Raw genomic sequence first — 24580 nt, forward strand, 5'->3', positions numbered from 1 at the left:
GTCCTCCAGTCTAGGTCGGGGCGGCGACAGTCGCGGCGCCGGTCGACGGCCGCACGGCCAGGTGGTCGCGCGTGCTCAGCGCGGCGCGTGGAAGCGCTGCTGGGCCTCGAGCAGGCCGACCTCGATGAGGGCCTCGACGGCGTCGGCGCCCTCGTCGAGCAGGAACGGCAGCACGTCCGTGCGCTCGGCCTTGCTGAAGTCCTTGAGCACGAAGTCGGCGGGGTCCTGGCGTCCCGGCGGCCGGCCGATGCCGAGGCGCACGCGCAGGTAGTCCTTGGAGCCGAGCGACTTCGACACCGAGCGCAGGCCGTTGTGACCGCCCTCTCCCCCGCCCTGCTTGAGGCGCACGAGGCCGGCGTCGATGTCGAGCTCGTCGTGGATCACGACCACGCGCTCGACGGGCACGTCGTAGTACTTCATCAGCCCGGCCACGGCACCACCGGACTCGTTCATGTAGCTCGACGGGGTGGCCAGCACGACCTTGGGGCCGCCGACCTTGAGGCGCATCTCGGCGACACGCGCCCGGGCCTTGTGCGCCTTGAAGGCGGCGCGGCCACCGACGGCGCGGCCCGCGAGCTCCTCGAGGGCCATCGCCCCGACGTTGTGGCGGTTGCCGGCGTAGCCGGGCCCGGGGTTGCCGAGCCCGATCACGAGCCAGGTGTCCATGCGGTCCTCCGGTGGTCGGCGCTGGGGGTCGCGCTACGGGAGCTGGCGCGCGCACGGGCCCCGCCGAGCAGACGCTCGGACGGGACCCGTGGACGCAAGGGGTGGCGCGGCATACGGCGTCGCGCCACGGATGTGGCTGTGGCTCAGGCCTCGTCGCCCTCGGCCTTGGCCTCGGCGCCCTCGGCGGCCTCGCCCTCGGCGCCCTCGGCGGCCTCGCCCTCGGCAGCCTCGTCGTGCTCCTCGCGCTCGATGCCGGCCTCGGCCTCGGCCTCGGCGAGCTCGGCCTCGAGGGCCTCGGCGGAGATGGCCTGCGTGACGTTGACGACGAGGGCCTCGGCGTCGGTCACCAGCGTGGCGCCCTCGGGCAGCTCGACGGCGCCGGCGAGGATCTGGGTGCCGGCCTCGAGCCCCTCGACCGAGACGACGACGTTCTCGGGGATGTTCGTGGCGAGGGCCTCGATCTGGAGCGTGTTGTGGTCGAGCGTCACGACGGTCTCGGGAGCGGCCTCGCCCTCGAGGTGGACGGAGACGTCGACGGTGACCTTCTCGCCCTTGCGGACGACGACGAGGTCGACGTGGTCGATGACCGGCTTGATGGCGTCGCGCTGGACGTCCTTGGCGAGGGCCAGCTGCTCCTTGCCGTCGATGACGATCGTCAGCAGGGCGTTGGCCTGCTTGAGCGCCATCATCGTGTCGTGGCCGGGGAGCGAGATGTGCACGGGCTCGGTGCCGTGGCCGTACATGACGGCGGGGATGTTGCCGGCGCGGCGGATCTTGCGGGCGGCGCCCTTGCCGAAGTCGGTGCGCTTCTCGGCGACGAGCTTGGTGTTGTCGGACACGGGTGACTCCTGGAGGTCTCGTGGGATGAGGCGGTCGGTGGCGGCCTCGACGCGGGACGACGCGCGATGATCGGCAGTTCGCAGCGGATGGCCGACGCGGTCCGCACGCAGAGGCGAACCCGCTCCGCGGCACGCTCCTAGGCGCGTCCACGAGTCAGGCCACCGCGTCGATCACGGACCTCGTCACGTCCTGCCGTGGCAGTCGTGCACCGTCCCTCGCCGAGGCAACTGCTCCATCTTACGGGACGGACCGCCTGCCGGCGAAATCGAGCCCCAGCCCGCAACACACCCGGAAGCGGTCCGTCGAGCATGGTTGCAACCGACCCGACCTGACCACTACCGGGTGTGTTGCGGGAGAGGGGATGAGTGGGGCAGACGGGTCAGGAACGGGCCTCGTCGGAGCGCACCGCGGCCAGGCCGGCCACGATGAGCGCCCCGCCCAGCAGCTGCACGGGCGTCGGCAGCTCGGCGAGCACGAGCCAGGCGAAGAGCACGGCGAAGAGCACCTCGGTGAGGGCGACGAACGAGGCCACCTTGGCTCCGAGCATCCGCACGGCGGCGATGCCGGTGACGTAGGCGAACGCGGCCGCGACGAGTGCGATGACGAGCACGGGCACCCACCACGGGACGACGACACCGCCGAGGGGCACGTGCGCCGCGCCCCGGGTCATGTCGAGGGCCCCCGTCAAGGCGGCGGCCCAGAGCGAGGCCGCCCCGACGGCGAGGCCGCCGCCGGCGAGCGCGAGCGGCGGCACGTCGTCGTCGACGTGGTCGGCGAGCAGGAAGTAGAGCACGAGGCAGACGGCGGCGCCGAGCCCCCAGAGGACTCCGACGAGGCTGATGCTCGCGCCGCCCACGACGTCGAGGACGAGCAGCAGGCCGGCGACGGCGAGCGCGACCCCGACGAGCGTCAGGCGGCGCGGGGCCTGCCGGTGGCGCAGCCAGAGCCAGCCGACGATGAGCACGGGCGCGAGGTACTCGAGGAGCAGGGCCACCCCGACGGACAGGTGGGTCACGGCGTTGAAGTAGGCGAGCTGGCAGCCGGCCACACCGGTCAGGCCGTAGCCGACGACGACCCACGCGTTGCGCCGCAGTGCCGGCCAGCGGCCGCGCAGCGACCAGAGAGCGGGGCCGAGCAGCACGAGCGCGGCGAGGGTGATGCGCATCGTCACGACCGCGCCGGGCGACCAGCCGCCGACGAGCAGGGACTTGCCGAAGGCCCCCGAGGTCGCGAAGGCCGCCGCGGAGACGAGGGCGACACCGAGCCCGAGCAGCGGGTGGCGGGAGCGACCTGCCTCGGGCGTCCCGACCTCGTCGACCCTCGCCGACTCTCCGACGACCGGGCCGGTGACGACAACGCGTTCGGTCATGGCACCCTCGCTACCTCCGCCGACCCGCGCGACCCGCCGGGTCCGCTGCGATGTCAGCACCTAAAAGATTTACACTCATGACAGTAACGACGCCTCATATCAGGAGTCAACATGCTTTTCACCCATGACACGGACGTGGCCCTGGCCGCCGCCGCGGCGCTCGTCAACACCATGCCCGGGGTCCTGCCCGGTGACCGCGCCCCGGACGCCCTGACCACCCTCGACGAGCTCGACTCCCTCTACGCCGAGCACGGCTGGACCGGCCGCTTCGACCGGGACGAGGCGGAGCTGCAGGCCGTGCGCGAGCTGCGCCCCCGCCTGCGCGGCTTCTGGGAGCTCGACGAGGCAGGCGTCGTCACCCTCGTCAACGACCTGCTGGCCGAGGCGAGGGCCACCCCGCAGCTCGTCGACCACGACGGCGTCGGCTGGCACGTCCACGCCACCCCGCCCGACGCCCCCCTGCCCCAGCGCATGGCGGTCGAGGCCGCCATCGCCGTCATCGACGTCGTGCGCGCCGGCGAGCTGGCCCGGCTGCGGGTCTGCGAGGCCGCGGACTGCGACGACGTCGTCGTCGACCTGTCGAAGAACCGGTCCCGCCGCTACTGCGAGGGCGGCTGCGCCGCTCGGGCGCACACCGCGGCCTACCGCGCCCGGCAGGCCGCGCGCGCCTGAGCCCCCGACCGCGAGCCGACCACAGACAGAGGCCGTATGCCGTCGGGTGGGTCCCGGCGGCATACGGCCTCGGTGCGTGGCTGGTGCGGCTCGGCGGCTCAGGCCTTGCCGTCGAAGAGGCTCGTGACCGAGCCGTCCTCGAAGACCTCCTTGATGGCCATCGACACGAGGGGTGCGATCGAGAGGACCTCGAGCTTGTCGAAGCGGCGGTCGTCGGGGATCGGCAAGGTGTTGGTGACGATGACCTCCTCGACCTTGCAGGCCTTGAGGCGGTCGACGGCCGGGCCGGAGAGGATCGCGTGCGTCGCGGCGATGATGACGCTGGCAGCGCCCTGGTCCATGAGGGCGTCGGCGGCCTTGGTGATCGTGCCCGCGGTGTCGATCATGTCGTCGACGAGCACGCAGACGCGGCCCTTGATCTCGCCGACGACCCGGTTGGCGACGACCTCGTTGGGCCGGTTGATGTCGCGGGTCTTGTGGATGAAGGCCAGCGGGGCGCCGCCGAGCCGCGAGCTCCAGTCCTCGGCCACCTTGATGCGGCCCGCGTCGGGTGAGACGACGGCGAGGTCGAGGTGGCCGTACTTCTTGCCGACGTAGTCCGCGAGGATCGGCATCGCCATCAGGTGGTCGACCGGCCCGTCGAAGAAGCCCTGGATCTGGGCGGTGTGCAGGTCGATCGCCATGAGGCGGTCGGCGCCCGCGGTCTTGAAGAGGTCGGCCATGAGGCGCGCCGAGATCGGCTCGCGTCCACGGTGCTTCTTGTCTTGGCGCGCATAGCCGTAGAAGGGAAGCACGACCGTGATGCGCTTGGCCGACGCCCGCTTGAGGGCGTCGATCATGATGAGCTGCTCCATGATCCACTCGTTGATCGGAGCTGTGTGGCTCTGGATCACGAAGGCGTCGGAGCCGCGCACCGACTCCTCGTAGCGCACGTAGATCTCGCCGTTGGCGAAGTCGTAGGCAGAGGTCGGCACGAGCTCGGTGCCGAGCTCTTTCGCGACCTCCTGCGCGAGCATCGGGTGGGCCCGGCCGGAGAAGACCATCAGGTGCTTCTCCGTCGTCTTGTTGATGCCGCTCATCGCTGGGCGTCCTTCGTCTCGCTGGGGCTGTCGGTCGGGGCGTCGGTGGCGTTGTCGGTGTCGCTGTCGGTGTCGGTCTGCGAGAGGCGGTTGTTCGGGGAGACTGCGCCGGGCTCGCTGGCGAGCGCCGCCTCCACCTCGGCCGCCGCCTCGGCGTCGGCGCGCGCCTCGGCCCGGGCACGGGCACGCGCGACGGACTGCGGGTCGACGGCGGGGGCGTCCCCGACCTGCGACTCCCCCGCGCGCGCGGCCTGGGCCGCCTCGTCGGTCTTCGTCCCGGCGCGCCGGCGCGCGACCCAGCCGTCGATGTTGCGCTGCTGGGCACGGGTCACGGCGAGCTGGCCGGGGGCGACGTCGCTCACGACCGCCGACCCGGCCGCGACGTAGGCGCCGTCGCCGATGGAGCGCGGGGCCACCACGACCGAGTTGCTGCCGACGAAGCTGTGGGCGCCCACGGTCGTGTGGCCCTTGGTGACGCCGTCGTAGTTGGCGAAGATCGTGCCGGCGCCGATGTTGGCGCCCTCGCCGATGGTCGCGTCGCCGCAGTAGGTCAGGTGCGGCACCTTGGCGCCGTCACCGATCACCGCGTTCTTCGTCTCGACGAAGCCGCCGATCTTGCCCTTGGCGCCGAGACGGGTGCCCGGGCGCAGGTAGGAGAAGGGCCCCACCGTCGCCCCGGGACCGATCTCGGCGAGCTCGGCCTGCGTGCGCACGACGCTGGCGCCGTCGCCGACCTCGACGTCGGTGAGCGTCGTGTCGGGGCCGATGACGCAGTCGCGCCCGATGGTGCTGGCGCCGTGGATCTGCGTGCCCGGCCGCACGACGGTGTCGGGACCGATGGTCACGTCGGCGTCGATCCACGTCGTGGCCGGGTCGACGACGATGGCGCCGTCACGCATCGCCTGCTCGACGGTGCGCCGGTTGAGCTCGGCGCCGAGACGGGCGAGCTGCACCTTGTCGTTGACGCCCTCGGTCTGCCACAGGTCGGCGACGAGGTGGGCGCGCACGGTGAGGCCTCGGCCACGGGCGATCGCGATGACGTCGGTGAGGTACTTCTCGCCCTGCGCGTTGTCGGTGCCGACCTCGGCGAGCGCCTCGCGCAGCACCGCGACGTCGAACGCGTACAGGCCGCTGTTGACCTCGCGGATGGCCCGCTGCTCCTCGTCGGCGTCCTTCTGCTCGACGATGGCGGCGACGTCGCCGGCGTCGTCGCGCAGCACGCGGCCGTAGCCGGTCGGGTCGTCGAGCGTGGCGGTGATGACGGTGACGGCGCTGCCCGACGCGTGGTGGGCAGCGACCAGGCCCTCGAGCGTCTCGCTCGTCAGCAGCGGCACGTCGCCGTAGGTGACGACCACCGTGCCGGACAGGTCGGCCGGCAGGGCCTCGAGGGCGCACTCGACGGCGCGACCCGTGCCCTTGACGTCGTCCTGGTCGGCGACCACCGCGTCGGGGTCGACCTGGGCCACGTGCTCGGCGACCCGGTCGCGCTCGTGGCGCACCACGACAGCGAGGTGGTGGGGGCTGGTGCCCCGCGCCGCCCGGATCGCGTGAGCCACGAGAGTGCGGCCCCCGATCGAGTGGAGGACCTTCGGGGTCGTGGACTTCATGCGTGTGCCCTCACCGGCGGCGAGGACGATCACGGCGGTCGGCCGTAGATCGCTCACAGGGCGCAGCTCCTTCATGGATCGGCGTGCACTCGGGCGCGGACGACCCCAGCCGTGAACGACCTGGGTGCGCCGCCCGCCATGCTACTCGCGGGCCAGCGCCGTGCCGCGCGCCCGTGCGCGCGCCGTGACCCCGCTCACCACGAGCGCACGCCTTCTGCTCGTCGTGTCGCTGCTCCCCGGGCAGGGCACCGTCGCTCGTGCCTCGCTCCTCCCGACTCCTGACGGGAAGCGCGACCACGCTCGCTGCGCTCGCCATGTCGCTGCTCCCCGGGCAGGAGTCGAACCTGCGTCGCTTGTCCTGATTCAAAGTCAGGCGGGCCCTGCCGGCAGACCAACCGGGGAACGTCCTCGCGGACGTGCACAGGCTAGTGCAGCACCGGGTCCGGCGATGACGGGTGGACCGGACGGCTCAGGAGCCGACAGGCGTGGCGCCGGTCGCCGCCGGGTCGGAGGTCGACGGGTCGGTGGGCGCCGACCCCAGCACCTGGGTGTCGAGGGTGGGTGGCGTGACGTCGGGCTGCGCCGCCGGGGGCACTGCACCGGCCGGGTCGGCAGCGGCCGCCGGTGGCACGTTCTCGGCAGCGCTGGACGAGGCGGCCGTGGTCGACCCGGCCGGGCCGGATGCGGCGTCACCCGCAGCGCTGCCGGCCGGGGCAGGGTCTGCAGCAGGAGAGGAGTCGGGCGCGGCCGGGCTCGCCGGAGCCGGAGCCGCGGGGTCGACCGCCGGCGAGCCAGCGGGTGCCTGGGTGTCGGTCGGCGACGACGGGGCGGGGGTCTGGTCAGCAACCGCAGCACCCGGGTCGGTGGTCCCGACACCTGCGTCAGGCGTCGCTGCTGCCGGGTCGTCGGCCGCCGGCGTCGTGCCGGTCGTGCTCGCCGCCGCGTCGGCGTGCTCGGGCACCTCCGTGGACGGGGCCGAGGTGTCGTCGACAGGGTTCACCGGCGCGGGCGCGACCGCGTCGGGAGTCGACGGCGTCGAGTCGGACGCCGCAGGCGGCGGCACCGTCGCGGGGTCGACCGGCGCCGGGGCGGGAGGCGGCGGCGTCGGGTCGACAGCCGTGGCAGCCGTGCCGGTGGCCGCCGGCGCTGCCGGGGCAGGTGGTGTGGCCGTAGCCGGCGCGGCCGACACGGTCGACGCGGTCGACGTGGTCGACGCCGTGGCGCTGCTCGCGACGACGCTGGGCAGCACCGTGAGCACGAGCACGTCGGTGGGGTTGGTGCCGGCCGCGGGGCCGGTGGTCGACGGCGTGGTCTGCGCGGCGTTGTCGACCACGATCACCTGGGCGGCAGGCGTCCCGAGGTTCTGGGTCACGGTCGGGACCACGGCGATGCCCAGGCCCACCACGAGACCCGCCATCGCCGTGGCGATGGGCGGCCCGAGGGTCGTCCCGGCGAGCAGCGACCCACCGGCGAGCGCGACCGCTGGCGCTGCGACGGCCGCCCCCGACACCAGCGCGCTGGTGCCCACGACACCTGCCGCGAGGGGGGCGCTGATCGCGGCGCCCCCGACCGCGCCGGCCGAGACGGCCGTGCCGGCCGCGACCGACGTGGCTCCCACTGAGGCCGCGCCGGCACCGGAGGCGATGGCTCCCGATACGACGCCGGCCGACGTGCTGGTCACGGTCACGGTGCTGGTCACCGTGACACCGGCCGCGGTTGCTCCCGCGGCACCTGATGCCGCACCGCCGGCGATCGCGCCGACGGTGGTGCCCGCTGCCGAGACGCCGCCGGCGGCGGTGCCGATGACGGTCGTACCGGCGGCAGTGCCCGCGGCGGTGGCTCCCGCCGCAGTGCTCGCGGCGGTGGCGGTGCCCGCGGCGGTTGCACCCGCAGCAGTGCCTGTCGCAGCCGTGCCGGCTGTGGCCGTGCCGGCGGCAGTGCCTGCGGCCGTGGTGCCTGCGGCTGCTCCTGCCGCCGTGGAGCCTGCCGCTGAGCCGCCGATGAGAGCGGCGATCGCGCCGTGCTGCAGGGTGCCGGCCATGGCGGCTCCGGCCGCGAGCACGATGGGTCCGGTGAGCACGCCGAACCCCTCGTAGACGCGTCGCAGCTCGACCGCGAGGCCCGCCTCCCTGGTGCAGCGCGCGAGGTGGTCATCGGCGCGCGCCTGCTGCCGCGCCGTGAGACGCCCGCGGACGTGACCGCCCAGGTGGTCGAGCGTCCAGCGGCACTCGGGCGCACCGCATACGGGCACGCGCCGCTGCACCCAGACGTCGAGGTAGCGCGCACGCAGCTCGTCACGGGCCCGCATCGCCCTGGCGCTGACGACGTTGGCGGAGACGCCGAGGAGGGGGGCGACCACGCGCGGCGGCTCCCCTTCGACCATCGTGTGCCACAGCAGCTCGCGGTCGCTCTCGCTCAGCTGTCGGAACGCTGTGCGGACGAGGTCGGTGTCGACACCCTCGGCGCCCAGCGCGGACAGGTGGGTGTCGGCGGCCGGGATGCGGTCGAGGTCGGTGCCGGACGTCGGCACGAGGCTCATGTCGCCGCGCACCGCGTCGACGCCGACGGTGCGGACCGTGGCGGTGAAGTACGCGCGGAAGTTCTCGGACGGACCGTTGCCCTCGCGGATGAGCCGGAACACACGGGCGGAGGCCTCGGCCACGAGGTCCTCGGCGGACACACGTCCGCGGAAGCGGGTGGCGACGCCGAACGCCGCGGGGAGGTTGCGCTGCCAGAGCGTGGCGAAGGCGCTGTCGTCGCCGAGCCGCGCGCGGGAGAGCAGGACCGCGTCGCTCTCGTCGAGCGCATCGGCGCTGGACGAGACCGCGGCCGTGGACTCCGTCTGGGGTCCGATCGTGTGGGCTGACACCTGAGGGGGCTCCTCCCGCGAGGGATGACCTCCAGTGTGGGGCACGGATGCCGCTCGTGGGAGTCCTTTTCGAGGAACCGCCTGCCGCCGGGCAGGGGGCGGTGAGGTCGATCGCGGCCCTCCCCGGGTTTGCGTCGCGATCGACCTCACCGGCGGTCTCACCCGGCCGTGGTTCCCCCCAATGCCTCGGCTCCTCCGCCAACTCCCTGCCGAACACATAGACGGAGCGCGCTCGGTTTCATGACGGGATTTCGAAAAAAGTTCTGACGCGCCTGCCCCTGGCACGGCCCGCGGCCCGCTGACTGCACAATGGCGGCGTGACCCCAGACCGCGCCGAACGAGCAGACCGCGCCCGCCCGCGGGCCCGCATGACGGGCCCGGAACGGCGGGAGCAGCTCATCACCGTCGGCCGGAAACTGTTCGCGGACAAGGGATTCGAGGCAACATCGGTCGAGGAGGTGGCTTCCAGGGCCAACGTCTCCAAGCCCGTCGTCTACGAGCACTTCGGCGGCAAGGAGGGGTTGTACGCCGTCGTCGTCGACCGCGAGATCCAGGCCCTCATGGGTGGCATCAGCGCCGCGCTCGAGGAACCGGAGGGTGCCCGGGTGCTGCTCGAGCGGGCGACGCTGGCCCTGCTGGACTACATCGAGTCCGACCCCGACGGCTTCCGCATCCTCGTGCGCGACTCACCCCCCGGCCAGGCGACCGGCTCCTTCGCGAGCGTGCTCGGTGACGTGGCGGCGCAGGTCGAGCACCTGCTGGCGGCGGAGTTCAAGCAGCGCGGGCTCGAGCCGAAGTCGGCGCCGATCCACGCGCAGATGCTCGTCGGCATGGTGGCGCTGACGGGCCAGTGGTGGCTCGACAGCCGCAAGTTCAAGAAGGACCAGGTGGCCGCGCACCTGGTGAACCTCGCGTGGAACGGCCTGTCGGGACTCGACCCGAAGCCGCGCCTCGTGACGCTCCCGCGCCGCTGACCCTCAGGAGGGTCGGAGCGTCTGGGTCCAGGTGCGACCACAGGCGTCGGTGACCCGCACGACGAGCGGCACGACGCCCCCGGTGCCTGCCTGGTCGAGGACGGCGGAGCCGCGACCCCCGGTGCACGACACGGCGGCGCGGGAGGCCTGTACGCATTCCCAGCTCGAGTTGCGCACGGTGAGACGGCCGGCGCCTCCCTCGTTGCTGATCCTCACCGTGAGGCCGGCCGTGACGACCGTGCGCACGCGCACCGAGATGCGCGCGGTCTCGCCGTCCTTCACGAGGTTCACCGAGACGACCGGAGCGGCTGGTCCGTCTGACGGAGGGTCCGACGGAGCCGGGTCCTGCGGAGCCGGCGGCCCGGACGGGGTGTCCGGCGTGCTCGTCGGAGTCGGCGTCGAGGTGCGAGGTGTGGGCGGTGCCGGCGTAGGAGGGCGGGAGGCAGCCGGTGCCTGGGCGACCGGCGCGGCCGGTGCCGTCGCCGCGGTGGGGCGAGGAGAGCCGGAAGCGGCGACGGCGTCGCTGTCGCTGCGCGCAGCTCCGGCGGCGGGCCGGCGGCCGCCGGCCGCGGCACTCAGGTCGCCCGGCGCCGAGGTCGCAGGCAGGGCCGACAGGCTGGCGGTCGTGGACGACGGGCGACTCGTCGACGGGGCGGCACCAGCCGGCGCCGCTGGCGTCGGGACCGAGCGCGGTGCAGGAGCCGTGGTGGGCGTCGACGCCCGGGGAGCGGGGAGCGTCGCGTCGGCGAGCGCGGGGCCGGGCGTGGCGAGGGCCCCGGCGAGCCCGGCCGTCACGGCGAGCGCCGCAGCGACGTTCGTGGCCCGGGCGGCCAGCTGCGCCACGAGGTCGACCGCCCTGCCTGCCCCCGAAGCGGAGGCTTGGGCTGCGGACGCCCCGGTGACACCGCCGTCCGCCGCGCTGCCGTGGCCCGCCGCACTTTCCAGGCCCGGCGCACCGGCCTGACCTGTCGGAGCAGCGGCCGCCGTTCCGGAGGCCGCCGTGGTGGCCTCCGAGAGGGCCGTCGAGAGGGCCGTCGAGAGGGCCGCCAGGCCGCCCCCGGTCACGAAGCCCGGCGACATGAGTCCGGCAGCGAGCACGACGGGCACCACGAGCGCCGGGAAGCCGTCGTGGATGACCCGCAGGTCCTCGGCCAGAGCCGCCGCGTGCGGGCACCCCTCGACGTGGGCCCGGGCACGCTCGGTCTGGCGCTTGGGCAGCCGTCCACGCACGAAGGCGCCGAGGTGCTCCACCGTCCAGCGGCACTCGTCGCTGTCGGCTGCCGCGAGCCCCCGGGCCGCCCGGGCGTCGAGGAAGTTCGCGCGCAGGGACTCGCGCGCCCGCATGGCCCGCACGCTGACGGCGTTGGCGGTCATGCCGAGGACGGGTGCGACGGCGCGCGGGGCGGCGCCCTCGACGGTCGTGTGCCACAGGATGCGCTGGTCGCGCTCCGACAGCTCGCCGAAGGCGGCGCGCACCAGCGCCATGCCGTCCTCGTCGACGGCCAGACCCGCGAACGGGTCGGCGAGCGCCGGGGCGGCGAGCTCTTCGAGATCGTCGTCCTCGGTGGGAACGAGCCGCAGGTCGCGTCGGCCCTGGTCGACGGCGACGGTGCGCACCGCCGTCAGGAAGTACGCGCGGAAGCTCTCCTCGGGCCCGCGCCCCTCACGGAGGAGGGCCAGCACCCGGGCGGCGGCCTCGGCGACGATGTCCTCGGGGGCGGAGCGTCCGCGGTGACGGTTCGCGACGGCATACGCCGCGGGGAGGTGCCGGCGCCACAGCTCGCCGAAGGCCTCGGCCGAGCCGTCGCGGGTGAGCGCGAGCAGGGTGGCGTCGGGGGCCGCAGCCCAGGCCTCGCTCGACCACAAGGTCGGTTCTGCCGACAACCCTTCGCCCTTCGTCTGCCCGGAACTCACCGGTTTGTCCGGTCTGAGCGGTGCAGCCAAGTCTGCCAAGCGGCGGGGCGGGCGTCCATCCCAACGAGCGGTCGGCACAAGAAGGCGGACCGGGCCCGGTCGGGGCTGGCAGGTTTCGTCCTCCCGAATGATCCCCTCCACGAAACCACGCGGGAGGACGAAACCTGACGGCACCACTGGAGATGACCCCGAAGGGGCCACTCCCTCCCCTGACCAAGCGGGAGACCCCTGCGTTGCCGTCACCTGTATGACGTGCCTGAACCCATTTCATGACACGGTTTTCCGAAATGGGGGCAAATGCCGGAAATTGACCCAGTTTTTCTCCCGCGGTGGGACGGCGTGCGGGCTCGAGACCACGCTTTTACCGTCGCGAGACACGTGCCTTACCCACACCGTCGGCGCCCGCGCACGCCGCAGCCACCCGGCCGGGTATGACCCCGCCATGACGCGACGGTGGCTCTTCGCCGACCAGCTCGGCCCGCACTTCGCGGTCGGGCACGACGGCGTGCTGCTCGTCGAGAGCCGGCGAGCGCTCGCCCGGCGCCCCTTCCACCGGCAGAAGCTGCACCTCGTGCTGTCGGCGCTGCGCCACCGTGCGGCCGAGCTCGGTGACTCCGCGGTGCTGCTGCGCACCGACACCTACACGGAGGCGGTGCGCGAGCTGGGCGAACCGGTGCGCGTCTACGAGCCGACGTCGTATGCCGCCGAGCGCCTCGTGCGCCGGCTGCACGCCGACGGGGTGGTCGAGGACATCGACCCCACGCCGGGCTTCAGCCTCCCTCGGGAGGAGTTCGCCGCCTGGGCCGGCGACCGTCGCCGGGTGCGGATGGAGGACTTCTACCGGTTCCAGCGCCTGCGCCTCGACCTGCTCGTCGAGGGCGAGCGACCGGTGGGTGGCCGGTGGTCGTTCGACGACGAGAACCGCGAGCCCCCGCCCAGGGGCGCCGAGCGGCTCGACGTGCCACCGCCCTACCAGCCGCGCGAGGACGACATCGACGCCGAGGTGCGCGAGGACCTCGACCGCTGGACGCGCGAGGGGCACCTCTCCCCCGTCGGCGACGACGGCCCGCGGGTGTTCGCCGTGACCCGGCGCGAGGCGCTCGCCGCCCTCGACCGGTTCGTCGTGAAGCGGCTCGGCGCGTTCGGGCCGCACGAGGACGCGATGCTGCGCGGGGACTGGGCGATGGCGCACAGCCTGCTCTCGGTGCCGCTCAACCTCGGGCTGCTCGACCCCGTCGAGGTCGTCGACCGGGCGGCCCAGGCCTACCGCGACGGCGACGCCCCGCTCGCCTCCGTCGAGGGCTTCGTGCGGCAGGTCATCGGCTGGCGCGAGTACGTCTGGCACCTCTACTGGCACTTCGGTCCGACCTACCGGCGCCGCAACGCGCTCGCCGCGCGGCGCCCGCTGCCCGGCTGGTTCGACCGGCTGGAGACCGACCAGGTCGACGCTGCCTGCCTGCAGGACGCGTTGACCGGGGTGCGCGAGCGCGGCTGGGTGCACCACATCCCGCGCCTCATGGTGCTCGGAAACTGGGCGGCGCAGCGCGGCTACCACCCCGACGCGCTGACCGAGTGGTTCCAGACGCGCTTCGTGGACGGCTACGACTGGGTCATGCCGGCCAACGTCGTCGGCATGAGCCAGCACGCCGACGGCGGCGCGATGGCGACCAAGCCGTACGTCTCGGGTGGGGCCTACATCGACCGCATGAGCGACTACTGCGGCGGCTGTCGTTACGACCCGAGGAAACGGCTCGGCGACGACGCCTGCCCCTTCACGGCCGGCTACTGGGCCTACCTCGACCGCAATGCCGCCCGCCTCGAGGGCAACCACCGCATGGCGCGGCCGCTGCAGCAGCGGCACCGGCTCGCCGACCTCGAGGCCGTCGTGGCCCAGGAGCGGCGCCGAGCCGCGACTCCTCCGTGACGACAGGCGCGTTCAGGCAGGCGTGCGGGCGACGGCGAACGTGCGCGTGAACGGGAAGATCACGCCGTACGCCTTGCGCGGGTATGCCGCCTCGAGCTCCTTCTCGTAGTCGGCGACGAAGTCGTCGCGTTCCTTCTCGTCGAGCACCCCCAGCACGGGGCGCAGGCCGGTGCCGCGCACCCACTCGAGCACGGGGTGCGGGCCGTCGGGCTCGGCCGCGAGGACGTGCTCGTAGGTGGTCTGCCACACGTCGACGTCGGGGGTCAGGTCGAGCAGGAGGGCGGCATACGTCTGCGGCTGGGCGACTGCCTGCGCGCGGGCGAGCCCGGGGCGCAGGTCGTCTGCCCGCGCGTGCCGGGCGGCGACCTCGCGCATCAGCCGGTGCGACGGGGCGTCGAAGTTCGAGGGGACCTGCATGGCGAAGGTGCCGCCCGGTGCGAGCGCCGCGACCCACGACGGGATGAGGCGCAGGTGGCTCGGCACCCACTGCAGCGTGGCGTTCGTGACGAGCACGTCGACGGAGCCGCCGGACTCGGTCGGGTCCCAGTCCTCGGCGCCGGCCTCGACCCACTCGACACGACCGTCGCCATCGAGCTCGCGGGCTCGGGCCAGCATGTCGGGAGAGCTGTCGACGCCGACGACGCGGGCGTTCGGCCAGCGCTGGGCGAGCCCGAGCGTGAGCTCGCCCGGGCCGCACCCCAGGTCGACGACGAGCCGTGGGTCGTCCGCATCGACGCGCGCCAGCAGGTCGGCGAACGGGCGGCCCCGGTGGCCCGCGAAGACGGCGTACTGGCGCGGGTCCCAGGCGGCGTCGCCGGGGCGAGCGGATCCGCTGGAGGCAGTGGTGGGTTCGGTCACGACGTGCTCACTTTCCTTCGATGTCAAGAGTCTTGACGGCGACTACAGTTGGCTCCATGAGCGCCGAGAGCAGGCCCGCCGACGACGTGGACGAGATCGTCGCTGCCTGGCGCCGCGAGCGGCCCGACCTCGATGTCTCGCCCCTCGAGGTGCTCTCGCGCGTCTCGCGCCTGGCCCGCCGTCTCGACCTCGCGCGCGGTTCGGCCTTCTCGGAGCACCTGCTCGAGGGCTGGGCGTTCGACGTGCTGTCGGCCCTGCGCCGGGCGGGTGAGCCCTACGAGCTGTCGCCGGGCGCGCTGGTGCAGCAGACCCTGGTCACGTCGGGCACGATGACCAACCGCGTCGACCGGCTCGAGCGCAGCGGCTTCGTCGAGCGCCGCCCCGACCCGGGCGACCGGCGCGGCGTGCTCGTGCGCCTGACCGCTGCGGGTCGCGACGTCGTCGACTCGGCGATGGCCGACCTCATCGAGCAGGAGAAGTCGCTGCTCTCGGAGCTGTCGGCAGCCGACCGCGCACAGCTCGCGACCCTGCTGCGGCGCATGCTCGCCCCGCTCGAGTCGCGGGGGGCCCAGCACGGCTGACGCGCTCATCCCTGCTGGAACTCCAGCCGGTTACCCACGGGGTCGGTGGTGTGGAAGCGGCGCAGGCCCGCGATGTTCTCGTCCCAGGTGACGGGGGCTCCGGCCGCCGACACGGCTTCGGCCAGCTGCTCCACGTCGGGGACCGCGATGCCCGGGTGGGCCTTGCGGGCCGGGGCAAAACCCTCCTCGATGCCGACGTGCAGCTCCGCGGAACCGGCCCGGAACCACACACCGCCCCGCGCGCGCAACGCCTCGGGCTTCTCCACCTCGGTCATGCCGAGCACGCTGCCGTAGAAGGCGCGCATGTCGTCCTCGCAGCCCGCAGGGCCCGAGACCTGGACGTGGTGCAGGTGCATCTCCATGGCTCCGAATTTATCTTGACATCAAGATAAATTCAACGGGATTCGACCGAGTTTCCCGCCCGCGCGTACCCTTCCGGGCCCCCACGTCGTTTCTCCTGCACCGGGTCGCCCGCCTCGGCGCGACCCGCCGAGCAACTCCTAGGAGCACGCGTGAACACCACTCGCAAGCACGTCCTCGCCATGGGACTGTGCCTCGTCTCGGCGGCGGCGGGGGCCCCGCTCGCGGCGGCGACAACGACGTCGACCGCCGCACTCCCCGTGAGCACCTCGCTCACCAACACGATCACCGACACGGTCAGCGACCTGCTCGCGACCCTCGACACCCGGGCCGTCACGAAGGCGGTCGTCCCCACGGCAGCGACGAAGTCCGCCGTCGCGGCGCTGCTGAAGACCGCCGGCGCGGGGGCCCGTGCCACATGGGACGCGCGCTTCGGCACCCTGCGCGCGCTGCGCGCCGACGGCTACCTGACCGCGGCACGCAGCGGCACCGCCGTCGACGTCGCCCGCGGCTGGCTCGCCTCCCAGCCCGCGGCGTTCGGGCTCTCGGCCGCGCAGGTGCAGGGCCTCACCGTCGCCCGCGACCACGCCCTGCCGGGCACCGGCACGCATGTCGTCAGCTTCGTGCAGACCTTCGCCGGCGCGCCGGCCGCGCGCGGTGGCCGCCTCAACGTCGCCGTCGCCTCCGACGGGCGCGTCCTGTCGTACGCCGGCGAGACCGCTCCCGGGGCGGGTCTCCTCGGCACGTGGGTGCTCGGCGAGACCGGCGCCCTGCTCAAGGTCGCGGGCACGCTCGCTCCCGGCACCGCATACGCCCCCGTCGCCGACGGCACGCAGGCCGGCTTCACGACGTTCGGGCGGGGGCCGTTCGCCGGCCCCGGCTACGTGCGGAAGGTCGCCTTCCCGACGAAGTCCGGCCCGGTCGCGGCCTACAAGGTCTTCTTCATCAAGAGCCAGACCGAGGCCTGGGAGGTCATCGTCGACGGCACGACGGGCGCGGTGCTGCACCGGGCGAGCGTCGTGCAGTTCGACGACGCCCATGGCACGGTCTACGACAACTACCCGGGTGCCGCGAACGGCGGCCAGCCGCGCCAGCAGTCGTTCGGCGCCACGGCCGAGTCGCCCAAGGGCTGGGTCGACCTCACGGGCGCGACCGGCACCGGCGTCACGACGCTGGGCAACAACGCCGACAGCTACGCCAACTGGTCGAACTTCATCGCCCCGGTCGACAACGCGCCACGACCGGTCTCCCCCACCGGCCACTTCGACTACGCCTACACGAACCAGTGGGCCGCCACGAAGGGCCAGACCACGCCGCCCTCCTACGCCGAGGACCTCGACCCGGCGGCGACGAACCTCTTCTTCCAGCACAACCGCATCCACGACCAGTACTACGCGCTCGGCTTCACCGAGAGCGCCGGCAACTTCCAGACCGACAACGGCGGCAAGGGCGGCCAGGGCGGCGACGCGATCCGCGGGCTGGTCCAGGCCGGCGCCGCGTCGGGTGGCGCGCCGACCTACACCGGTCGGGACAACGCGTACATGCTCACCCTCGACGACGGCATCCCGCCGTGGAGCGGCATGTTCCTCTGGGAGCCGATCGACGACGCGTTCGAGGGGCCCTACCGCGACGGATCGTTCGACATGTCCGTCATCCAGCACGAGTACAGCCACGGCCTGTCGAACCGCTACGTCGCGGGCGGCGGTGCGCTCGGCTCGCACCAGGCCGGCTCGATGGGCGAGGGCTGGGGCGACTGGTACGCGATGAACCACGCGTACGCAACGGGCCTCGAGCGCTCGCGCGCCGTCGTGGGTGCCTACGCCACGGGCAACGAGGTCCGCGGCATCCGCAACTACGACTACAACAAGAACCCCAACACCTTCGGCGACATCGGCTACGACCTGACCGGGCCCGAGGTGCACGCCGACGGCGAGATCTGGACGGCGACGCTGTGGGACCTGCACAAGGCCCTCGTGGCGCGCTACGGCATCGCTGCCGGCTCCGAGCGGGCCGCGCGCCTCGTCACCGACGGCATGCCGCTCACCGCGCCGAACCCGTCGTTCCTCGACGCGCGTGACGGCATCCTGAGCGCCGACCTCGACCGGTACCACGGTGACGACACGGCCCTCATCTGGTCGGTCTTCTCCAAGCGCGGCGCCGGCGTCTCCGCCTCGACGGCGACCGGTGACGACACCGACCCGAAGCCGGCGTTCGACGTGCCGGCGGCCGCGTCCAACGGCACGGTCGCGCTGACCCTCGTCAACGCGACGACGGGCCAGCCGATCAGCAACGCCCGGGTCATCCTCGGCCGCTACGAGGCTCGGGTCTCGCCCCTCGTGCGCACCGGCTCGACCGGCGGCGCGACGGTCAAGGCCGTCACCGGCACCTACCCGCTGACCATCCAGGCACCCGGGTTCGGCACCCAGACCATCGAGGGCTTCTCGGTCGTCGCGGGCAAGAACACGGCGAAGAAGATCTCGCTCGCACCCAACCTCGCCTCGACGGCGGCCGGCGCGCAGGTCGTCTCGGTCTCGTCGCAGGACGACGGCGCCCCGGCGAAGTTCGCCTTCGACGACACGGCCGCCTCCGTGTGGTCGACGAAGGCCGGCGAGACGGCCTACAACGCGGGACCCGACGAGCGGGTCACCGTCAAGCTCGCCGCCCCGGCGACCGTCAGCTCGGTGCGGGTCAGCGCCTACAAGGCGACGAACGCGTCGCGCTTCGCCGCCCTCAAGGGCTTCACGGTGCAGACCTCGCTCGACGGCGTCACGTGGACGACGGCCCGCACCGGCGCCTTCGGCTACCAGGCACCGCGCCCGACGGCTCCCGACCTCAACTACACGACGTTCGCGCTCAGCACCCCGACGAAGGCCGCCTACCTGCGCTTCTTCGTCGACTCGGTGCAGGGCGACACGACGACGTACGCGCAGGTCGCCGAGATCGAGGCGTTCGGCTCGGGCGCCACGGTCGCCAACGGCACGGTCACCCCGGACGCGCCGTACAGCGACCAGGGCACCATCACGGCCAACAACCCGGCGGCGGGTGACCCGACCGGCCTGCAGAACGTCTTCGGCGTCACGGGCACCGAGATGAACACGGCATGCACGTTCCCGCCGGCGTCGCAGGGCGTCGACGGCTGGGTGACGAAGCTGCCGGCGGGCTTCTCCGACGGCCTGCACTCGGTGTCGGTCAAGGGCACGAGCCCGCTCGACGACACCGTCGGCCACGACCTCGACCTGTACTTCCTCGACAGTGCCTGCGCGCTGACGGGGTCGGCGGCGACGGCCTCGGCCGACGAGTCGGCGCCCATTCCCCCGGGCACCGTCTACGTGCTGAGCCACCTCTACACCGGCGCCGACGTGGCCGTCGACGTCAAGGCGGTCGACAACCGCTAGGGCTCGTTGACCCCCGCGCCGCAACACACCCGGTAGGTGTCAGCTCCCCACGGTTGCAACCGTGGGGAGCTGACCATTACCGGGTGTGTTGCTGAAAGAACGGTCCGGGGGCTGGGCCCGCCCGAGCCCGGGTCGGTCAGCCGACGATCTCGGCGGCCTCGAGCCACTCGAGCTCGAGCTCCTCGCGCTCGCCGACCACGGCCTGCAGCTTCGCGTTGAGGTCGGCGAGCGCGGCCGGGTCGGTGGCCTTCTCGGCCATGTCGCCGTGCAGCCGCTCCTCGCGGTCCTGCAGGCGCGAGAGCTGCTTCTCGATGCGCGCCATCGTCTTGCGGGCCTCGCGCACCTCGGCCGGGCTCGCCGTCGACGCCGTGCCCCCAGCAGGTATGCCGTCGGGCCGGGCCGACGCCGAGGGCGCAGTCGCCATCGTGGCCCGGGCGGTCGCCTGGGCGGTCGCCTGGGCGGTCGTCGCCGCCGCACGCAGGCGCAGGTACTCCTCGACGCCGCCCGGCAGCTCGCGCACCTTGCCGTCGCCGAGCAGGGCCAGCTGCTTGTCGGCGACGCGCTCCAGCAGGTAGCGGTCGTGACTGACCACGACGAGCGTGCCGGCCCAGCCGTCGAGCACGTCCTCGAGCGAGGTCAGCGTCTCGATGTCGAGGTCGTTGGTCGGCTCGTCGAGGATGAGCACGTTCGGCTCGGTGAGCAACAGGCGGGTCAGCTGGAGCCGGCGCCGCTCGCCACCGCTGAGGTCACCGACGCGCGACTGCTGCCGGCCGCCCGGGAAGCCGAGCCGCGTCGCGAGCTGGCTGGCACTGATCTCCTTGTCGCCGAGCATCGTCCACTGCTTGACGTCCTCGATCGCCTCGATGACGCGCCACTGCTCGAAGCGCTCGAGCTCGCGCACCTCCTGCGTCAGGTGGGCGATGGCGACGGTCTTGCCGATCTTGCGACGGCCCCCGTCGAGCGGGATCTCGCCGGTGAGCGCCCGCAGCAGGGTCGACTTGCCGGCGCCGTTGACGCCGACGATGCCGATGCGCTCGCCCGGCGCGAGGCGCCACGTCACGTGGTCGAGCAGGCGACGCTCCTCCGGGGGCTCACCGACGGTCACGGTGACGTCCTCGAGGTCGAGCACGTCCTTGCCGAGGCGTCGGCTGGCGAACGATGCGAGCTCGACGCTGTTGCGGGGCGCGGGCTCGTCGGCGATGAGCGCGTTGGCGGCCTCGATGCGGAACTTCGGCTTGCTCGTGCGGGCGGGCGCGCCACGGCGCAGCCACGCGAGCTCCTTGCGCATGAGGTTCGACCGCCGGTCGGCGACGACTCCCGCGAGACGGTCGCGCTCGGCCTTCGCGAGGACGTAGGCGGCATACCCTCCCTCGAAGGCGCTGACCCTGCCGGACTCGACCTCCCACGTCAGGGTCGCGTACGCGTCGAGGAACCAGCGGTCGTGCGTGATCGCGACGGTCGCGTTGCCGGGGCGGGGGCGCTTGGTCGCGAGGTGGTCGGCCAGCCAGGCCACGCCCTCGACGTCGAGGTGGTTGGTCGGCTCGTCGAGCAGCAGCAACTCGGGGTCGGCGACGAGCAGGCGCGCGAGGGCCAGGCGACGGCGCTCGCCACCGGACTTCGGACCGACCCGGCTGTCGAGGCCGCCGACGTTCTGCGCCTCGATCCCGCCGAGCAGGCCGGTGACCACGTCGCGAATGCGGGGATCTCCGGCCCAGACGTGCTCGGGCAGGTCGCCGAGCACCGCCTCGCGGATGGTCCACGTCGGGTCGAGCGCATCCTCCTGAGCGAGCATGCCGATGCTGATGCCCTCGGCGCCGCCCTGCTTCGTGATGCGGCCCGAGTCCGGCTCCTGCAGGCCGGCCATGACGCGCAGCAGGGTCGACTTGCCGCCGCCGTTGACGCCGACGACGCCGATGCGGTCACCGGTGAGGACACCGAGGCTGACGTCGTCGAGGACGTGGCTGGTGCCGAAGACGAGGGAGACGCGCTCGAGGGAGATCAGGTTGGCCATCGCTGACCGACCCTATTCGCTCCCCCACCTCGACCCGCAATCCGTCCGGCTGATCGAGGGAACACACCGTCACCCCGAGACACGATCGAGAGAACGCTCCGTCGTGACGGAGCGTTCTCTCGATCGGAGAGATGATGTACGCAGTGTTCTTTCGATGGGGGAAGGGCGGGGGTCTCAGCCGCGGGGCTGGGCGACGACGTGGGCGCCGTGGACGGGGCCCTTGGCGCGGCGCAGGTCGCGGCAGAGGTCGGAGGCCGCGAGGGAGACCGACAAGTCGAGGGACGCCTCGTGGCTCTCGGTGAGGAACGCCACCGTCGGGCCCGAGCCCGAGACGACGCCGCCCAGGGCTCCGAACTCGACGCCGGCGTCGCGCAGCTCGCGCAGCTGCGGGCGCAGCGAGAACGCGGCGGGCTCGAGGTCGTTGTGCAGGGCTGCTCCGAGCGCGGCAGGGTCACCCGAGCGCAGCGCAGCCATCAGCTCCGGACTGACCGACGGCTCGGGCACGTCGACACCGTCGCGCTCGCGCAGGCGGTCGCACTCGGCATACACCTCGGGGGTCGACAGGCCCGTGTCGCTGATCGCGAAGACCCAGTGGAACGTGCCCCGCGCGAGCACCGGCGCCAGCTGCTCCCCGCGGCCGGAGCCCATCGCGTTGCCGCCCGCGAGGATGAACGGGACGTCGCTGCCCAGGGTCGCGGCCAGCTCGGCCAGCTCGTCGCGGTCGAGGCCGAGCCCCCAGAGCTGCTCGCACGCCACGAGGGCCGCGGCGGCGTCGGCCGACCCACCGGCCATGCCGCCGGCGACCGGGATGTCCTTGTCGATGCGGATCGACAGGCTCTCGTCGACGGCCCAGCGCTCGGCGACGAGGCGCGCGGCGCGCACGGCGAGGTTGTCACCGTCGGTCGGGATGCGGTCGGCGTAGGTGCCGGCGGGCACGACCTGCCACTCGTCCCAGCGCGCGACCGACACCTCGTCGTGCAGCGACACGGCCTGGTAGACGGTCGCGAGCGTGTGGAACCCGTCGGGCCGTCGCGGCCCGACCCGTAGCTCGAGGTTGACCTTGGCCGGGACCCGCACGGTCACCGCACCGGGCAGGGTCGGAGCGACAGTCATGCGCCCACCCTATGGGCCATCCCGTCCGGTTCAGGACGCATTGCCCCGGCGACGGGCCCTGGGTCCGGACGTCACCGCATCAGCGGGACGGGCCTCGGCGATGCGCGCGAAGGCGGTGATGTCGAGCTGCTCGCCCCGCGTCCTGGGGTCGATGCCGGCCGCGACGAGAGCCCGCTCGGCGGCGTCGGCGGAGCCGGCCCACGACGCGAGCGCCCCACGGAGCGCCTTGCGGCGCTGCAGGAACGCGGCGTCGATGCAGCGGAAGACCTCCTCGCGCGAGGCGCTCGTCTTCGGCGGCTTGCGCCGGCGCAGCGACACGAGGCCCGAGTCGACGTTGGGCGCCGGCCAGAAGACGTTGCGCCCGACCCGCCCTGCGAGCTCGACGTCGGCGTACCAGGCGGCCTTGAGGCTCGGGACGCCGTAGATCTTGCCGCCGGGCGTGGCCGCGAGCCGCTCGGCGACCTCGAGCTGCACCATGACGAGGACACGCTCGATCGTCGGGAAGTGCTCGAGGAACGACAGCACGACCGGCACCGAGATGTTGTACGGCAGGTTCGCGACGAGGGCCGTGGGGTCAGGGCCGGGCAGCTTCGTGACGGTGAGGGCGTCCGCGGCGACGAGCCGCAGCCGGTCGGCGTTGTCGGGCTGGAGCCTGCGGACGGTGTCCTCGAGGGCGCCGGCGAGCCGCGGGTCGACCTCGACCGCGGTGACGGACTTGACCACGGGCAGCAGCGCGAGCGTCAGTGACCCGAGCCCGGGCCCGACCTCGACGACGACGTCGGAGGCCCCCACGCCGGCCACGCGCACGATCTTGCGCACCGTGTTGGCGTCGACGACGAAGTTCTGGCCCCACTGCTTCGTCGGCCGCACCTCGAGCCGCTCGGCGAGCTCGCGCACCTGCGCGGGGCCGAGGAGCACGGCGTCGTCGGCTGGTGCAGCGGTCGGCGCAGCGGCGGTCGCCGCGGCGTCCTTCTTCGTCATGCGCCCCACCCTATGGCCCACGTCGAAAAAGCAATCCGTCCACCGGAAGGGCGGACGGATTGCTTTCTCGATGGCGTGAGGGCTGAGCCCCACGTCAGTCAGGTCAGAGTGTCAGGGCTTGCACTGCCACTGCGACGTGCCGTTGTCGGCGTAGACGCGGTTGGCGACCGTGATCTGCTCCTCGCGGCTGGCGAGGTCGGCACGCGAGGCGAAGTCGCCGCCGCCGTAGCCGAGCCACGTGGAGGTCAGGAACTGCAGACCGCCGTAGTAGCCGTTGCCGGTGTTGATGTGCCAGTTGCCGCTCGACTCGCACTGGGCGATCGAGTCCCACATGGACGCGCGGGCCAGGTTGAGGCCGGCGCCGGACGACGAGCCGCCGGTGCTGGCGGCGGGAGCCGCAGCGGCCGGGCGCGCCTTGGTGCCGACCAGCAGGACCCGGTTCACGGGGGCCTTGGTGACCGTGGAGGCGATGGTCTTGCGGCTCACGACCTTGCCGTCGACGACGGTCGCCCGCGAGGTGACGACGCGCGTGCCGTTGACACCGGCGCGGGAGACCTTGGTCTGGTCGGAGTAGAGGGTGTTCGTCTTGGTGCGGGTCGTGCCGTAGGCGATCGACTCGGTGGTCTTCGTGTCCCTGGTCTGGACGCGCTGGACGGCGATCTTGGCGCCGTTCGTGAGGCGGGTCGTGACCGGCGGGTTGACCTTGTCGACCTTGCCGGGGCGCACGCCGAGCTGCGTGAGGGCCTCGCCGACGGTGGCCGCGGCCACGGTCTTGGTGGTCGTCTTGCCGTCGGCCGTCACGGTGACGGCCTTGGGCGTCACGATGGTGAGGGTCAGGCCCTGGCGACCGATGGTCTGCGAACGCGACGCCGAGAGGCGCGCGCCGTCGCCGCGGAGACCGATCGCGAGCAGGGCGGCGTCGACGGTGGTCTCGGTGGTGCGGATCTGACGGGTCTTGCCGTCGACCGTGAGGTTCAGCAGGCGGGCGTACTTGACGGTGATCGAGTCCCCGTCGTCGACGCTGCTGCCGGCGGCCGGCACGACCACGTCGCCGGGCTTGACCTTGATGCCCTCGTCGGCGAGCACGTCACCGACGGTGCGGCTGCCGAAGAACGAGGCGGTGGAGGAGGCGCCGTCGACCGAGAGGTTGACGGTCTTGTCGAGCTGGGTCGCGCCCACTGCGCCACCGGTGAGGAGGACGGCCGCTCCAGTGGCGGCCAGGATCTTGGCGTTGCGAGAAATCAAAACACTCCGAACGTCGATCTATCCGGGTGCAACGCGCTCTCGAACCATCCTCCTCACGCCGTCGGGAGGAGGGTCGATGCGGGGCGGCAACCGGCCAACAGTCGTCCACACTGGGGGATCGC

The 24580-nt window shown here is 73.0% G+C and carries 18 protein-coding genes and 1 tRNA gene; 5 read left to right on the forward strand and 14 right to left on the reverse strand.

Translation table 11 applies throughout. The annotated features are described in order from the left end of the window. Positions 1-75 precede the first annotated feature (75 nt). The 3 genes from pth to ACYVNR_RS17140 all read right to left on the reverse strand — a co-directional run bounded on the left by pth (position 76) and on the right by ACYVNR_RS17140 (position 2875). Positions 76-666, reverse strand: a complete 591-nt coding sequence (gene pth, locus ACYVNR_RS17130) for an aminoacyl-tRNA hydrolase (protein ID WP_045191540.1) — start codon at positions 664-666, stop codon at positions 76-78. Positions 667-809: 143 nt separating this feature from the next. Next, positions 810-1505, reverse strand: coding sequence for a 50S ribosomal protein L25/general stress protein Ctc (locus ACYVNR_RS17135; RefSeq protein WP_045191538.1), 696 nt, complete (start codon positions 1503-1505; stop codon positions 810-812). A gap of 380 nt (positions 1506-1885) precedes the next feature. Next, positions 1886-2875, reverse strand: coding sequence for an EamA family transporter (locus ACYVNR_RS17140; RefSeq protein WP_461049627.1), 990 nt, complete (start codon positions 2873-2875; stop codon positions 1886-1888). Between the two features lie 111 nt (positions 2876-2986). Here ACYVNR_RS17140 and ACYVNR_RS17145 point away from each other — a divergent pair, with 111 nt between their 5' ends. Further along, the gene (locus ACYVNR_RS17145; RefSeq protein ID WP_461049629.1) at positions 2987-3547 is read left to right on the forward strand and encodes a CGNR zinc finger domain-containing protein; all 561 of its coding nucleotides are present in this window, start codon (positions 2987-2989) and stop codon (positions 3545-3547) included. Between the two features lie 98 nt (positions 3548-3645). On the opposite strand, the gene ACYVNR_RS17150 is transcribed toward ACYVNR_RS17145, so the two are convergent. The 4 genes from ACYVNR_RS17150 to ACYVNR_RS17165 all read right to left on the reverse strand — a co-directional run bounded on the left by ACYVNR_RS17150 (position 3646) and on the right by ACYVNR_RS17165 (position 9102). Continuing rightward, the gene (locus ACYVNR_RS17150) at positions 3646-4626 is read right to left on the reverse strand and encodes a ribose-phosphate diphosphokinase (protein ID WP_045191535.1); all 981 of its coding nucleotides are present in this window, start codon (positions 4624-4626) and stop codon (positions 3646-3648) included. After that, positions 4623-6308 carry a bifunctional UDP-N-acetylglucosamine diphosphorylase/glucosamine-1-phosphate N-acetyltransferase GlmU gene (gene glmU, locus ACYVNR_RS17155; protein ID WP_461049631.1) on the reverse strand — a complete coding sequence of 562 codons (1686 nt, stop codon included), beginning with the start codon at positions 6306-6308 and terminating at the stop codon, positions 4623-4625. Before glmU ends, ACYVNR_RS17150 begins: the two co-directional genes overlap by 4 nt. Positions 6309-6556: 248 nt before the next feature. Beyond that, a tRNA-Gln gene (locus ACYVNR_RS17160) sits at positions 6557-6635 on the reverse strand. A 67-nt stretch (positions 6636-6702) separates the two neighbouring features. Beyond that, complete coding sequence (locus ACYVNR_RS17165; RefSeq protein ID WP_461049633.1) at positions 6703-9102, reverse strand: sigma-70 family RNA polymerase sigma factor; 2400 nt, start codon at positions 9100-9102, stop codon at positions 6703-6705. Positions 9103-9470: 368 nt separating this feature from the next. On the opposite strand from ACYVNR_RS17165, the gene ACYVNR_RS17170 reads away from it, so the two are divergent. After that, the gene (locus ACYVNR_RS17170) at positions 9471-10076 is read left to right on the forward strand and encodes a TetR/AcrR family transcriptional regulator (protein WP_045191532.1); all 606 of its coding nucleotides are present in this window, start codon (positions 9471-9473) and stop codon (positions 10074-10076) included. A 3-nt stretch (positions 10077-10079) separates the two neighbouring features. Here the strand turns inward: ACYVNR_RS17170 and ACYVNR_RS17175 are convergent, their stop codons facing one another. After that, the gene (locus ACYVNR_RS17175; protein WP_461049635.1) at positions 10080-11960 is read right to left on the reverse strand and encodes a sigma-70 family RNA polymerase sigma factor; all 1881 of its coding nucleotides are present in this window, start codon (positions 11958-11960) and stop codon (positions 10080-10082) included. 472 nt (positions 11961-12432) lie between these two features. Between ACYVNR_RS17175 and ACYVNR_RS17180 the strand changes: the two genes are divergently transcribed. Beyond that, a complete protein-coding gene (locus tag ACYVNR_RS17180; RefSeq protein WP_461049637.1) occupies positions 12433-13914 on the forward strand; it encodes a cryptochrome/photolyase family protein in 1482 nt (493 codons plus the stop codon). A 12-nt stretch (positions 13915-13926) separates the two neighbouring features. Here ACYVNR_RS17180 and ACYVNR_RS17185 read toward each other — a convergent pair whose 3' ends face one another. Beyond that, positions 13927-14772, reverse strand: coding sequence for a methyltransferase domain-containing protein (locus ACYVNR_RS17185; protein ID WP_461049639.1), 846 nt, complete (start codon positions 14770-14772; stop codon positions 13927-13929). Positions 14773-14828: 56 nt separating this feature from the next. Here ACYVNR_RS17185 and ACYVNR_RS17190 point away from each other — a divergent pair, with 56 nt between their 5' ends. Further along, complete coding sequence (locus ACYVNR_RS17190) at positions 14829-15353, forward strand: MarR family winged helix-turn-helix transcriptional regulator (RefSeq protein WP_045191527.1); 525 nt, start codon at positions 14829-14831, stop codon at positions 15351-15353. Between the two features lie 5 nt (positions 15354-15358). Here the strand turns inward: ACYVNR_RS17190 and ACYVNR_RS17195 are convergent, their stop codons facing one another. Continuing rightward, positions 15359-15715: a VOC family protein gene (locus tag ACYVNR_RS17195; RefSeq protein WP_461049641.1), complete on the reverse strand. Its 357-nt coding sequence runs from the start codon at positions 15713-15715 to the stop codon at positions 15359-15361. Positions 15716-15865: 150 nt separating this feature from the next. On the opposite strand from ACYVNR_RS17195, the gene ACYVNR_RS17200 reads away from it, so the two are divergent. Beyond that, positions 15866-19108: a M36 family metallopeptidase gene (locus ACYVNR_RS17200; RefSeq protein WP_461049643.1), complete on the forward strand. Its 3243-nt coding sequence runs from the start codon at positions 15866-15868 to the stop codon at positions 19106-19108. Positions 19109-19244: 136 nt separating this feature from the next. Here ACYVNR_RS17200 and ACYVNR_RS17205 read toward each other — a convergent pair whose 3' ends face one another. The 4 genes from ACYVNR_RS17205 to ACYVNR_RS17220 form a co-directional block, all read right to left on the reverse strand. Further along, positions 19245-21119, reverse strand: a complete 1875-nt coding sequence (locus ACYVNR_RS17205; protein WP_461049645.1) for an ABC-F family ATP-binding cassette domain-containing protein — start codon at positions 21117-21119, stop codon at positions 19245-19247. A gap of 174 nt (positions 21120-21293) precedes the next feature. Then, complete coding sequence (locus ACYVNR_RS17210) at positions 21294-22232, reverse strand: 4-(cytidine 5'-diphospho)-2-C-methyl-D-erythritol kinase (RefSeq protein ID WP_045191524.1); 939 nt, start codon at positions 22230-22232, stop codon at positions 21294-21296. A 30-nt stretch (positions 22233-22262) separates the two neighbouring features. Then, entirely contained in the window at positions 22263-23213 is a 951-nt protein-coding gene (rsmA, locus tag ACYVNR_RS17215) for a 16S rRNA (adenine(1518)-N(6)/adenine(1519)-N(6))-dimethyltransferase RsmA (protein ID WP_458802413.1), read from the reverse strand. A 111-nt stretch (positions 23214-23324) separates the two neighbouring features. After that, positions 23325-24458, reverse strand: a complete 1134-nt coding sequence (locus ACYVNR_RS17220; RefSeq protein ID WP_461049647.1) for a transglycosylase family protein — start codon at positions 24456-24458, stop codon at positions 23325-23327. Positions 24459-24580 lie beyond the last annotated feature (122 nt).

Source organism: Terrabacter koreensis (assembly GCF_054783315.1).